13 protein-coding genes are annotated in these 12664 nt (G+C 70.6%); 4 read left to right on the plus strand and 9 right to left on the minus strand.

Annotated elements, in window-relative coordinates:
- Positions 1–133: 133 nt before the first annotated feature.
- Positions 134–520 carry a hypothetical protein gene (locus CKO28_RS23570; protein WP_200343342.1) on the minus strand — a complete coding sequence of 129 codons (387 nt, stop codon included), beginning with the start codon at positions 518–520 and terminating at the stop codon, positions 134–136.
- Positions 521–570: 50 nt separating this feature from the next.
- On the minus strand, positions 571–1278 hold the full coding sequence (locus tag CKO28_RS23575; protein ID WP_200343343.1) for an AAA family ATPase: 708 nt from the start codon (positions 1276–1278) through the stop codon (positions 571–573).
- Positions 1279–1616: 338 nt separating this feature from the next.
- Here CKO28_RS23575 and CKO28_RS23580 point away from each other — a divergent pair, with 338 nt between their 5' ends.
- A complete protein-coding gene (locus CKO28_RS23580; protein ID WP_200343344.1) occupies positions 1617–3074 on the plus strand; it encodes an SPOR domain-containing protein in 1458 nt (485 codons plus the stop codon).
- Between the two features lie 31 nt (positions 3075–3105).
- Positions 3106–3498 carry a hypothetical protein gene (locus CKO28_RS23585; RefSeq protein ID WP_200343345.1) on the plus strand — a complete coding sequence of 131 codons (393 nt, stop codon included), beginning with the start codon at positions 3106–3108 and terminating at the stop codon, positions 3496–3498.
- An 81-nt stretch (positions 3499–3579) separates the two neighbouring features.
- Here CKO28_RS23585 and glcF read toward each other — a convergent pair whose 3' ends face one another.
- The 7 genes from glcF to CKO28_RS23620 all read right to left on the minus strand — a co-directional run bounded on the left by glcF (position 3580) and on the right by CKO28_RS23620 (position 10230).
- On the minus strand, positions 3580–4914 hold the full coding sequence (glcF, locus tag CKO28_RS23590) for a glycolate oxidase subunit GlcF (RefSeq protein ID WP_200343346.1): 1335 nt from the start codon (positions 4912–4914) through the stop codon (positions 3580–3582).
- Positions 4915–4953: 39 nt separating this feature from the next.
- Positions 4954–6243, minus strand: coding sequence for an FAD-binding protein (locus CKO28_RS23595; RefSeq protein ID WP_200343347.1), 1290 nt, complete (start codon positions 6241–6243; stop codon positions 4954–4956).
- 10 nt (positions 6244–6253) lie between these two features.
- The gene (locus CKO28_RS23600; RefSeq protein WP_200343348.1) at positions 6254–7735 is read right to left on the minus strand and encodes an FAD-linked oxidase C-terminal domain-containing protein; all 1482 of its coding nucleotides are present in this window, start codon (positions 7733–7735) and stop codon (positions 6254–6256) included.
- Between the two features lie 150 nt (positions 7736–7885).
- Positions 7886–8131 carry a hypothetical protein gene (locus CKO28_RS23605; protein ID WP_200343349.1) on the minus strand — a complete coding sequence of 82 codons (246 nt, stop codon included), beginning with the start codon at positions 8129–8131 and terminating at the stop codon, positions 7886–7888.
- 41 nt (positions 8132–8172) lie between these two features.
- Positions 8173–8298 carry a type B 50S ribosomal protein L36 gene (gene ykgO / locus CKO28_RS23610; RefSeq protein ID WP_027288292.1) on the minus strand — a complete coding sequence of 42 codons (126 nt, stop codon included), beginning with the start codon at positions 8296–8298 and terminating at the stop codon, positions 8173–8175.
- 175 nt (positions 8299–8473) lie between these two features.
- Positions 8474–9406, minus strand: coding sequence for a methyltransferase domain-containing protein (locus CKO28_RS23615; protein ID WP_200343350.1), 933 nt, complete (start codon positions 9404–9406; stop codon positions 8474–8476).
- Positions 9407–9570: 164 nt separating this feature from the next.
- Positions 9571–10230 (minus strand): cytochrome c oxidase assembly protein, encoded by a 660-nt coding sequence (locus CKO28_RS23620; protein ID WP_200343351.1) that lies wholly within the window; start codon positions 10228–10230, stop codon positions 9571–9573.
- Between the two features lie 395 nt (positions 10231–10625).
- On the opposite strand from CKO28_RS23620, the gene CKO28_RS23625 reads away from it, so the two are divergent.
- Positions 10626–11621, plus strand: coding sequence for a Gfo/Idh/MocA family protein (locus CKO28_RS23625; protein ID WP_200343352.1), 996 nt, complete (start codon positions 10626–10628; stop codon positions 11619–11621).
- 60 nt (positions 11622–11681) lie between these two features.
- Positions 11682–12341, plus strand: coding sequence for an endonuclease III domain-containing protein (locus CKO28_RS23630; protein ID WP_200343353.1), 660 nt, complete (start codon positions 11682–11684; stop codon positions 12339–12341).
- Positions 12342–12664: the final 323 nt, after the last annotated feature.

A 12664-nucleotide genomic window follows, 5' to 3' on the forward strand; every position in this document is an offset into this window, starting at 1 on the left:
CTTCCGCGCCGCTGCGCGGCCTGCCGGCGGGCGGCGGCGCGGAAGATCGGCACGCTGAGCAGCGAGGCCGCCGGCGGCGGCTCCGCCGGGCCCGCCGTCTCGGCGGCGCTGTCGGGCCGGCTGCGGTTGGCCGTCATGCCGCACCGCCGCCGCTCGGCGCGGCGGCCTGGCAGGCCTCGCTGCCGGCGCGCCCGCGCGCCATGCACGGGCAGTCCAGGGCGACCTGTGCCAGGTACTGATCCAGCGCGTGCGTCAGGATCTGCTGCAGCGAGGCGTCGAGGTGGATCGCGGCGAGGCGCAGCCGGCGATGGCGCGCGTCGTCCAGGCGCAGCGAGACCCGCGCGCGCGACCGCGGGTCGCCCGCCACCGGCTCCTCCGGCCAGACGGCCGGAGCCGGCCAGGCGTCGGCGGCCGGCCGGCTCGGGATCGGCCGCGCCCGGCCCTCGCCGGTATCGATCGGCGCCGGGCGGGCGTCGCCCTTGCGCGCCAACAGGCGGGCGTTCAGGGAAGCGACGGTCATGACCTTCTCCGTTACGGGATCGCGGCGGATCGATGGCGGGCGGTGCGGGCTCAGCCGACCGCGCCGACGCTGCGGGCCGGCACCACGGCGGCCTTGGCCGGCCGCCGGGCGGCGTGCGCGCCCAGGAAGGTCTGCCGGTCGCCGCTGATCCGGCCCGCCAGATAGGCCCACAGCTGCTGCATCTCCTGCGCGGACTTCTGCGCCTTTGCCAGCTCCATGACAGTGCGCCCGTCGATCATGCTGGCGGCAAGGTCGGTGCGCTGGTGGATCGTGGTCGGCGCCACCGTGCCGTGCTGCGACAGCGCGATCGCCGCCTCGCCCGTGATCCGGGCGCGCTGCGTGGCGGCGTTGAGCACGAACACCAGCGGCTTGCCGGCGGCCTCGACCAGCTCGACCGTGGCACCGGCGGCGCGCAGGTCGTGCGGGCTCGGCCGGGTCGGGATCGCCACCAGGTCGGAGACGGCGATCACCTGCGCAATCGTCTCGGTGATCGCCGGCGGGGTGTCGATCACGACCAGGTCGACGCCCAGCGCTTCCAGCCCAGCGAGGTCGTCGGTCAGGCTGTCCATCGCGGTCTGGACGAACTCCGGCGTGTCCTCGGCCCGGGCGTTCCACCAGTCGGCCAGGCTGCCCTGCCGGTCGGTGTCGATCAGGCAGACCCGACCCGCGCCCGCGCGCGCGGCCTGGACGGCCATGTGACCGGCCAGCGTGGTCTTGCCGGAGCCGCCCTTCTGCGAGGCGAAGGTAATCACGTGCATGGCGTCTGCTCCTGCTTGCGTGGGCGCCGCGACGGATCGCCGGCATTCGATGGGAAAAACCGGCAGTTTTCGCACTGTATCCGATTTCAATTTGATCGAAAATATCTTTTATTATATCTGTTTAGACAAGTACTGTGCCCTACAGATCTGAACAGCAGGTTAACTCACGCCCGGACCCAAAAAGCGCAAGTAAATACTTTTTCTTAACGCTTCGACGGCAGGCTGCGGGATCGCAACCGGCTGCGTCCGGTCGCCGGCACAAGTTCCTGGCCAGGGCATCGGCCCGGCCGCGACCGCCGCCGCAGCCGTCCGTATCGCAAGCGAAAAGGCAGCTTCCCATGGTCCCTGCACCGCGCACCCCGGCCGCCCGGCGGCGCCCGCGCGTCTCCCCTGCGGTCGCCCTGCTGGCGTCCTTGGCGCTGGCCGGCTGCGCCACCGCCCCGCAGCCGTCCGCGTCGAGCGGCGCCGAGCGGCTGGCCGAGCAGAGCTCCATGCAGGCCATGCTGAAACTGGCCGCGCGGACGGAATCGCGTGGCAATCCGCGCGCCGCGGGCGAGATGTACGGCAAGATCGCGGCGCGCTATCCCGACCAGCCGGCCGGGCACCTCGGCCTCGCGCGGACCAGCTATCGCACCGGCGACCCGGCGGCGGCCGCGCAGCACTACCGCACCGCGCTGACCTACGCGCCCGGCTCGGTCGATGCCCGCTACGGCCTGGGCAAGGCGCTGCTCGCCGCCGACCGGCCGGAAGCCGCGATCGAGCAGTTCGACCGGCTGATCGCGCAACAAGCCGCGGATACGCGCCCCTACGTCGCCAAGGGTGTCGCGCTCGACATGCTGGGCCGGCACGATGCGGCGCAGACGGTTTACCGCATCGGCCTGGACCTGGCGCCGATGAACGTGGCGCTGCGCACCAACCTCGGACTCTCGCTCGCGCTCGCAGGCGACTACAAAACCGCGCTGCGGGTGCTGGAGGATGCCGCGCGCGACCCCAAGGCGACCGCCCGCACCCGACAGAACCTGGCGCTGGTCTATGGCCTGGCCGGGGACATGGACGACGCGGCCGCGACCGGCAGCGCCGACCTTGGCCAAGGTGCGGTGCGGCGCAATCTCGCGTACTACAAGGCGCTGCGCTCCGCCCGCGCGATCACCGACGCCGCCGCCCGCACGCGCGCGAGCGCTGTGTCGGAGGCGCCGGGTACGGCGACCGCGGCGACGCAAACGACCCGGGTAGCCGCCGCCGACCCGAACACGGCGGAGCCCGCGGTCGCGCCATCCACCGAAGCGGCCCGATCCGCCGACATCGCGGCGGCGGCAAGCGCACCGGCCGGCGACGCGGCGCCGGCGCAGCTGGCCCCGGCCGGCAACGCCACGGCAACGGTCTCGACAGACGCCGCACCACCGGCCGCGCCGGCGGACGCACCGGTCGCCGATGCCCCGGCGGACACACCGGACGGCGACCGCGCCCCGGCCGGCGTGGTCCAGGCCAGCTTCACCCCCGCCCCGGCGCCCGACCACGCGCTGGCGGGCAGTGGACGCAGCTACTGGGTCCAGGTCGCGGCCCTGCGCTCGGAAGCTCAAGCGCAGGCCGAGTGGCGGCGTCTGAAGGGCGCGCACGCGACCCTGCTGGCCGAGTTGCCGCTGGCGCTGCAAAAGACCGAACTGCCCGAGAAGGGCACCTACTATCGCCTGCGCAGCGGCCCGTTCGCCGACGCCGGCACGCCCGCCCGGCTGTGCGAGGTCTTGCAGGAACGCAACCAGGCTTGCCTGGTGGTCCGCAGCGGGCCGGAGTCCTGAGCCGTCACGATCAAGAGCCAGAGCAAAACCGATGAAAGCCGAAACGATGCCGCGCCCCGTCCCGTCGCGCCCGATCACGCCGCCCGGCCTGCCATCGCGCCCGGTCCCGTCCGGCGAACAGGACCGGCTGCTGCGCCTGCTCGACACCCGGATCGCGCTGGTCCTGGCGTCCGAGCCGCAGGGCGAACAGCTGCGCCGACACGTCCGCGCGCTGCGCGCACGGCTCGCGGTCCAGCAGCTCGATCGCCGCACGCTGAACGAGGTCGCCGAGGTGGTCGACGCCCTGGCGCCGCGCCGCACCATCGACGGCGAGCCGATGGCCCGGCGCATGGCGGCAACGGCCGAACGGACGTACCAGCGCTGGACCCGCCGCGCCGCCCCCTGCGCGGCCGGGCTGGCGGGTTTGCTGGTGTGGCTGGTGTAGGGGAAGCCCCTAGGGATCCGCGAAAGGCGGTCTGATCCCCTGCTCCCCGGGGAGGCGAGGCGACTAACCGAGTCCCCCGTCTTACTCAGCGGCGGCCTTCTGCGGCGCGGGCTTGTCCGGGATCTCGCGGCCTTCCAGGGCCTTCGGGACCGGGCCGCCGGTCACCCAGTCGAGCAGCTCGGCGGTGTGCACCACCGGCACGTCGGTGCCGCTTTGGATCTGGGTCATGCAGCCGACGTTGCCGGCCGCGATCACGTCCGGCCGGGTCTTGCCGATGTTGCCGACCTTGCGGTCGCGCAGCTGGGTGGCGAGTTCCGGCTGCAGCAGGTTGTAGGTGCCGGCGGAGCCGCAGCAGATGTGCGCTTCCGGCACGTCCTTCACCTGCAAGCCGGCGTCGCCCAGGAGCGCCTTGGGCGCCTTGGTCACGCCCTGTCCGTGCTGCAGCGAGCAGGCGGCGTGGTAGGTCACCCGCAGGTCGGGCTGGCGGACCGGTGCGTTCAGGCCGAGCTCGCTCATGAACTCGGTGATGTCCTTGGCGATTCGCCCCACCCGCTCGGCCGCGGGGCGCCACTGCGCGTCGTGTCGGAACAGGAAGCCGTAGTCCTTCACCGTGTTGCCGCAGCCCGAGGTGTTGATGATCACGGCGTCCAGGCCCTCGCCGTCCATCTCCCGGGTCCAGGCGGCGATGTTCGCCTTGGCCTGGGCCTGCGCGCTCGGCGTGTCGCCCATGTGCTGGACCAGCGCGCCGCAGCAGCCCTGGTCGCGTGTCACCACCACCTCGACGCCGTGGCGGGTCAACAGGCGCACGGTGGCCTCGTTGATCGACGGGTTCACCACCGTCTGGGCGCAGCCGTTGAGCAGCCCGACGCGCGCGCGGCGCGGCCCCTCCGCCGGAAACACCTGCGGCTTGTCGGCCCAGCTGCGCGCGGGCAGTTCCGTGGGCGCCATGCCGATCAGCGTCTTCAGCCGCCCCGGCATCAGCCCGGCGAACGGGCGGGCGAACCGGGCCCCGAACAGCGCGGCGCGGAAGCGCATCGGGTACGGCAGCACCAGGCGCAGCAGCCGGCGCAGCGCGCGGTCCGGCAGCGGGCGGGTGTAGGTCTCGTAGATGTGCTCGCGGCCGTGTTCCAGCAGGTGGGCGTAGTTCACGGTCGCCGGGCAGGTGGTCATGCAGGACAGGCAGGTCAGGCAGCGGTCCAGGTGCTTGACCGTCTTGTCGTCCGGCGGCCCGCCGTCCTCCAGCATGTTCTTGATCAGGTAGATCCGCCCGCGCGGACTATCCAGCTCATCCCCCAGCAGCACGAACGTCGGACAGGTCGCCGTGCAGAAGCCGCAGTGCGTGCACAGCCGCAGGATGTCGTTGGCGTCCTGGGTATCCGGATCGGCCATCTGAGCGAGCGAGAAGTGGGTCTGCATGGGCTTGGCAAGGCTCCCGCGTTATCGCTGGGATGAGGGTTAGACGCCGGCGTACATCCGGCCGGGGTTGAGCAGGCGTCGGGGATCGAAGCCGTCCTTGAGGTTCCGGGTCAGGGCGGCCAGCCCGGCGTCCTGCGGCTGGAACACCGGCACGGCGGCGCGCACCTGCTCGGCGGCCCTGATCAGGGTGGCGTGGCCGCCGCTGGGTGCCACGGCGCCGCGCACGCCCTGAGCGAACGCGTCGGTTGCCTCAGGGATCGCCAGCCAGATCAGCCCGCCGCCCCAGTCCAGATAGTACTGCGCCCGGGTGTCGAGCAGCGACAGCCGGGCGGCGACGTCCGGGCCGTGGGCCGGCGGCACGGAGATCCGCCAGACGGCCGTGTCCGGCATGCCGACGAACGGGCGCACGTCGCGGATGTCGGCCCAGAGCGCCTCGCTCGCCTCGTCGTACAGTTCGCGGGTGGCGCCGAAGCCCTGCACCACCTCGGCCACCTTGCGCGCCCGGTGTTCGACCGACTTGGGCGGCCCCTCCAGGCGCAGGGCGGTGACGCTGCTGTTCGCCTTGGCGACCTCGGAAACGCGGCTGTAGGGCGCGATCCCGGCCGGCAGATGGGCCGCGCCGGAGACCTCGAAACTGGAGGTCAGGCCGGCGGTCAGGGCCTGCACCGCCTCGCCGGTGTCCAGACCGGTCAACAGCACCGTGCGGGTTGCCTCGCTGGCCGGCAGCACCTTCATGGTGATCTCGGTCATCGCCGTCAGCGTGCCGTAGGAGCCGGCCATCAGCTTGCACAGATCGTAGCCGGTGACGTTCTTCACCACCCGGCCGCCGGACTTGTACGCCTCGCCCCGGCCGGAAACGCCGGCATAGCCCAGGAAGTGGTCGCGCGCCGCGCCCGCCTTGATCCGCCGCGGGCCGGCCAGGTTGCAGGCGACCGTGCCGCCCAGCGTCCCCTGCCCGGCCTGCGTGCCCAACAGCGGGCCCAGGTCGGGCGGCTCGAACGCGAACGCCTGGCCGTTGCGCGACAGCTCCTGGACCAGTTCGTCCAGCGGCGTGCCGGCGCCCGCCTTCAGGATCAGCTCTTCCGGCTCGTACAAGTCGATCCCGGAGAAGGCGGACAGCGACAGGCCGGCCTGGGTCTGCATCGGCCGGCCCAGCGCGCGCTTGCTGCCCGCGCCGCCGAGTTCGATCGGCGCGTCCGCGCTCGCCGCCCAGGTCATCAGGTCGACCAGCTGGTCCTGGGTCTCCGGGCGGTAGGTGGTCGCTTCCGGGTTGTCGGCGCCGCCGCCGCCATCCGCCGCGGCGGCGCCGTCCGTCCTGCTATCGGCCATGATTTCGCGCTTAGAACCGGGGGATGTCCGGGAACGGCAGCTTGCCGCGGTGGATGTGCATCTTCCCCATCTCCGCGCAGTTGGAGAGCGTGGGGAACATCTTACCGGGGTTGAGCAGACCGTCGCGGTCGAACGCGCACTTCACGCGCTGCTGGGTGTCCAGGTCCACTTGCGTGAACATCTCGCCCATCAGGTCGCGCTTCTCCACGCCCACGCCGTGCTCGCCGGTCAGGACGCCGCCGACCTGGACGCACAGCTTCAGGATATCCGCGCCGAACTCCTCCGCGCGCTCCAGCTGGTTACCCTCGTTGGCGTCGTACATGATCAGCGGGTGCAGGTTGCCGTCGCCGGCATGGAACACGTTCGCCACGCCCAGCCCGTAATGCTCCGACATCTCGCGCATCCGCGAGAGCACGTGCGCCAGCTGATGGCGCGGGATCGTGCCGTCCATGCAATAGTAGTCGGGCGTCACCCGGCCGACGGCGGGGAAGGCGGCCTTCCGGCCCGCCCAGAACTTGGCGCGCTCGTCGTCGTCCTGGCTGACCCGCTCATAGCTGGCGCCGTTGTCCCGCCCGATCTGGGAGACCCGGGACAACAGCTCGTCGACTTCGCTCTCCGGCCCGTCGAGCTCGCAGATCAACAGCGCCTCGACGTCCAGCGGATAACCGGCCTGGACGAAATCCTCGGCCGCCTTGATCGCGACCTTGTCCATCATCTCGACGCCCGCCGGCACGATCCCGCTGGCGATGATCCCGGCGACCGTGTCGCCCGCCTGCTCGTTCGACGGGAAGCCGAGCAGCACGGCGCGCGCGCTTTCCGGCTTTTTCAGGATCCGCACCGTGACCTCGGTGACCACGCCCAACAGGCCCTCCGAGCCGTTGACCAGCCCCAAGACGTCGTAGCCCTCGCTGTCCAGGTGCTTGCCGCCCAGGCGCACCACCGTGCCGTCGATCAGCACCATCTGCACGCCCAGCACGTTGTTGGTGGTCAGGCCGTACTTCAGGCAGTGCACGCCGCCGGAATTCTCCGCGACGTTGCCGCCGATCGAACAGGCGATCTGCGAGGAGGGATCCGGGGCGTAGTAGAAGCCGTCGTGCTCCACCGCCTTGGTGATCCCGAGGTTGGTGACGCCCGGCTGCGCGACCACGCAGCGGTTGTCGGTATCGATCTCCAGGATCTGGTTGAACTTGCCCAGACCCAGGAGGATGCCGTCTTCCAGCGGCAGCGCGCCGCCGGACAACGACGTGCCCGCGCCGCGCGGCACCACGCGGATGCCGAGCGCGTTGCAATACGCCATGATCTGGCTGATCTGATCGACGGTCGAGGGCAGCACCACGACCATCGGCGACGTGCGGTAGGCGGTCAGGCCGTCGGACTCGTAGGCCCGCTTTTCCGCCTCGTGCACGATCACCCCCTCGCCGGGCACGATCTCCCTCAGGCGCGCGACGATCTCGTCCTGGCGGTCGAGAATGTCGCGCTTCGGCTCGGGCATCGAGACCAAGGTCGTCTACCTCCGCGTTAGTGGCCCGCCTTGTCGACAGCGACGACACGCCGGGTCGGGCGGCATCGTCCAGGCGCGGCGGGCTCGGGTCGGCGCCGGCGTTGGGCGTGCCCGTTGGACCCGGGACCGCCTGGCCGGTTCTTAATGATCTTGGCCGGTCGCCCGGCGGGTCCAGCCGCGCGCCTTCACGCGTGCGAAGCGGCCGGACGCGAACTGGTAGTACCAGACAGCGAAGTATGTGGCCGGCGCGCGCGCGAGGTCAACCTGACCTGAGGTGGCGAGCAGGCGGCGCGCCCGATAGCGGCCGAACGTATCCAGGGCGCCGAACGCAAACGAGGCCGCTGTCGGGACGCTCCCGACGCGGCCTCGCTCGCGCGCATCGCGCACCGCCGCTCCCGATCCCGGAAGCCGCGGTCAACCATGCGTGGTTAGCCCTGACGGGCCTTCAGACGCGGGTTCTTCTTGTTGATCACGTAGGTGCGCCCACGGCGGCGGATGACGCGGCAGTTCTTGTCCCGCTTCTTCGCGGTGCGCAGGGAATTGCGAATCTTCATGGCTGTTGGCGTTCCGACAGACGCGTGGCTGGTTGTTGGTGTGGCTTCGCGGACGGCAGGGGATACGGGCTTCCCGGCGGCGCGTCGCGCGCGAGCCTGAACGCCCGTCTCCCGGCGAATTCGGCGGCGGACCATAGTCACCGGGTCCGCCCCCGTCAAGCGCGTCCCGGCGCGGCTACCAGTCGGACAGGGTGTTGCCGGTCCCGGGCTTGATCGCGTGGAAACGGAAGACCCGTAACGCCCTGCTTTCCAGCGCGTTCAGCCGCCGGGTCCAGAGGTCGCATTCCTCCAGCGCCAGTTGGCCGTAGCGCTCCAGCCGGCCGTCGAGGGCGGCCTGCTGCATGAACTCCGCCCAGCCGCTCTTGATCGCGGCGATCTGCCGGTCGCTGCGGTCTTCCTTGATCCGGACGTCGAGCCGCAGCTCCTTGAGCGCGTCTTCCCAGTCGGAGACCGCCCAGGGGGCGGGCGTGTCCGGCTCGCCCTCCTTCCAGGCCTGCAGTTCCTCGCTGTGGTCGCCGACCGAAGCCAGCACGTAGTCGGTGAACAGCAGCTGGCCCTTCGGCTTCAGGCCCTTCTCGATCATGTGCAGCAGACGGACCTTGTCGGGCAGGGTCACGAACGCCTCGCGGGCGAACACGACGTCCAGGCTGTTCGGCTTGATCTCGACCTCGCGCAGCGCCTCGGCGTGGATCGGCGCCTTCTTGGTCAGGCCGGCGATCTCGGACAGCTTCTGGCCCGCCCGGGCGAGGTCGGGATCGCCCTCGATGCCGTTGATCCAGACGCCGAATTCCTTGCACACCGCGCGGGTCGCCCCGCCCAGGCCGGCGCCCAGCTCCATGATGCTCATCTTGGGGTTCAAACCGACCGGCTTCAGCAGCGTCAGCACGTCCTCGCCGCCGCCCGGCGTTTCGAAGCCGGGGCCCCAGACGTCCTGCACCAAGCTGATCCGCTCGTCGTCCCAGGGGAGCGGCTTTTCCGGGGCGCGAACCGCGTGGTCGGGCAGTGCGGTCTCGATCCGCTGGACCGACAACTCGGGGAGGCGGATGCTGTAACCGTTCCACCACGCCTTGAAGCGCAGGCTCCACGGGATCTTTCCCTGCCGCGCCATCGCGGCTGGAATCCGCATCCCGTTGCCTGCCTTGATGCACGACATTATGCCCGCCTGAAGAATGGAAGTATCGGCCGCGGCACTGCTGGTGCGTGCGCGAGCCGGATCGTGGCCGCGCGAGCCTGGCCTATTCGGGGTAAAGGCGGGGTAAATGATGTTTCGCGCTACGACGCCCCGGTGCCGCCCGTGCCGCCGTCCTGCGCGTCCGGGAAATTCATGCCGCCGTCCTGGTCCGGCTGCTTCGGCTCGTCCAGGCGCTTGAGGTCCTTGGCGCCCTCGGGGTCGGTGCTTTCAAAGAAGGTGTAGGACAGCGTAATGGTCTGCACCTCGTCGGTGTCGACGTCCCTGGCGAGTTGGGGCGAGACGAACAGCTGGACCGGCATGCGCACGCTCTCGCCCGCGCCCAGGCGCTCCTCGGTGAAGCAGAAACACTCGATCTTGTTGACATACTCGCCGACCTTGAGCGGGGTCACGTTGTAGGCGGCGTGCCCGATGATCGCGCGCTCGGCGTTCGACTTGACACGGAAGTAGACGGTCTTGCGCTCGCCCAGATTGATCGTGACCTTGCGCTCCTCCGGCCAGAACTTCCACGGCAGGTCCGGCTGGGTCTGGGTGGCGAACTGCACCGTGATCTTCCGGTCGATCTGCTCGACCGACTGGGAAGCGGCCACGCGCTGCGTCGTCCCGCCGAGGCCGGTGACCTGGCAGAACATGTTGTACAGCGGCACGGCGTAATACATCAGGACCCCCATGCCGCACAGGATGCCGACCAGGGGCAGTACGGTCTTGAGGGTACGACGGCGGTCTAGGGCGGGCTGCGCCATCCCGGAAACGCTCCTGCCTTGGGTTTCTGTCGGACGCGCGCGACGCCAAAATCGGCCGGGTCGGCGCCCGCATCGAGAGGTGGCGGCCGGCCGCCGCCGTGTAAAGCGCGTGTCACACGGATGGGTCGCCTTTGCGGGAGCCGGCCCCGCTCAAACCGCGGGCGCAGCGGGCGTCCGCGCTGGCGCATGCGGCATTTCGTCGTGCGCAACCAGGCGACGGGCCGTGCGTCCGTTTCATTGCACGCCGTTGAGCGGGCGCACAACACCCACTAGTGTGCCTGCTAGACCGGGGGGCATGTGGGGTGGAGTCCCGTCCGCCGCGGCGGGTGCCCCGTCCACCGCAGACCGCTCCACCCCAGACCGCTCCATCGCAGACAGCCGTTCCACAGGAGGGGATGATCTCAAGTTCCAGCGAACGCGACCGCCCGCTGCGCGTCGGCGTGGTCGGCGTGGGCTATTTCGGCCGGTTCCACGCCGCCAAGTATGCCGCGCTCGAGGGCTGCGCGCTGACGGCGGTCGTCGATATCGACATCGAACGCGCCCGCACCGTGGCCGAACCCTACGGCTGTCCGGCGTACGACCAGCTCGAGGAGGTGTTCGGCCAGGTCGATGCGCTGAGCATCGCGACCCCGACCTCGACCCACTTCGAGGTCGCGCGGATCTGCCTGGAAAACGGCATCCACGTGCTGGTGGAAAAGCCGATGACCTCAAGCCTGCAGCAGGCGGAGGCATTGGTGGCCCTGGCGGACGCGCGCGGCATGCTGCTGCAGGTCGGCCACCAGGAGCGTTTCTTCGCCGCCCAGGTCGGGCTGGCGGGCATGGCGAGCGCGCCCACCGACATCTACTGCGAGCGCCTGGGCCCGTTCACCGGGCGCAGCCTGGACTGCTCGGTCGTCACCGACCTGATGATCCACGACATCGACCTGGCGCAGTCGCTGGTGCGCACGCAGATCACCGGCTTGATCGGCCTGGGCACGCCGTCGGTCACCGAGTTCCCGGACGAGGCGGACGTGACGCTGTACTACGCCAACGGCTGCACCGTGCGCCTGGTCGCCAGCCGGGCCAGCGAGGGCCGCAGCCGGCGCACGCGGATCATGCAGGCCGACGGCACCATCGACATCGACTTCCTGGCGCGCACCTGCAGCCATTCCCGGCTGGGCGCGATCGAGCCGCAACTGCCCTACGTCAACGGCTCGATCAGCGGCCGGCGCGCGCTGATCAACGACAATCTCGGCCAGGAGCTGGCCGCCTTCATCGACGTGCTGCGCCACGGCGGCAAGCCGATGGTGACCGGCGAGGACGGCCGGCGGGCGCTGGAAACCGCGCTGATGATCGAGCAACACATGAACATCGTCGTGCCCGATCAGCGCGCGGCGGGCGCACACGGATAGACGCCTCTTCAGCGCCGGCGGGTGGACGCCCGCTGGCGCTGCCCTAGCTTGGGCCGCGCCATGCTCGCTCAGGACCAGATCCACGCCGTCTTCGACCGCCTGCACGCCCGCTACCACCAGCCGGACGCGGACCGCCGCCCGCACGTCAAGGAGGAGTCGGAACACTTCCGCGCCGTGGTCGCCTGCCTGCTGTCCGCGCAGAGCCGGGACAGCAACACCGCCAAGGCCAAGCACGCCCTGTTCCAGCTGGCCGACACGCCGGAGGGCATCCTGGCCCTGCCGGACGACGAGGTCGCGGCGGCGATCAAGCCGTGCGGCCTATACAATTCCAAGACCCGCAACCTGAAGCGCCTGGCGGCGGCGGTCCGGGACCGCGGCGGCCAGATCCCGCGCAGCCGCAAGGGGCTGATGGAATTGCCCGGCATCGGCCGGAAGTGCGCCGACATCGTGCTGCGCTTCTCGTTCGGCGAGGAGGCGATCGCGGTCGACACCCACGTTGACCGGGTCTGCAACCGCCTCGGCCTTGCCCGCGGCAAGACCGAGGAGCAGACCGCCCAGCAGCTGGACGAGCGCGCGCCCGGCTGGGCCAAGCGCGACGGCCACGTCTGGCTGATCACCTTCGCCAAGCGGATCTGCACCGCCCGCGCCCCCAAGTGCGCCAGCTGCCCGCTCGCCGACCTGTGCGAGGCGTATCAGTCTGGGCAGATGGCGGCGGGGTAGGCCCCTCGGTTCAACGGCAATCCGAGCGGGTCCCCGCTCCCCCACTGGGAGAGAGCTGTGCAAGCCGCTTTCGATAGCCGTCAGGCGTCCGTCGACACGGCCGCTTACGCGGCCTGCTCAAGATGACGTCAAAATTTGTAAAGTGACGCCCCCATCAGCAGCTTAAAGATATTTACATTGCTGAGCAGCCGACCGCAGGTCGGCGTGTCGAAGGACGCCTGACGGGTCTCGTCACTGGCGTGCAAACGTCACCTTGAGGGGAGAGCGACAGGGGGAGGAGGTAGGCACGCCAGCAGCAAGTGCAGCACCCGCCCCCCCCCTCG

Origin of the sequence: Rhodovibrio sodomensis (genome assembly GCF_016583645.1) — a bacterium.
In the GTDB taxonomy this organism is placed as follows: domain Bacteria; phylum Pseudomonadota; class Alphaproteobacteria; order Kiloniellales; family Rhodovibrionaceae; genus Rhodovibrio; species Rhodovibrio sodomensis.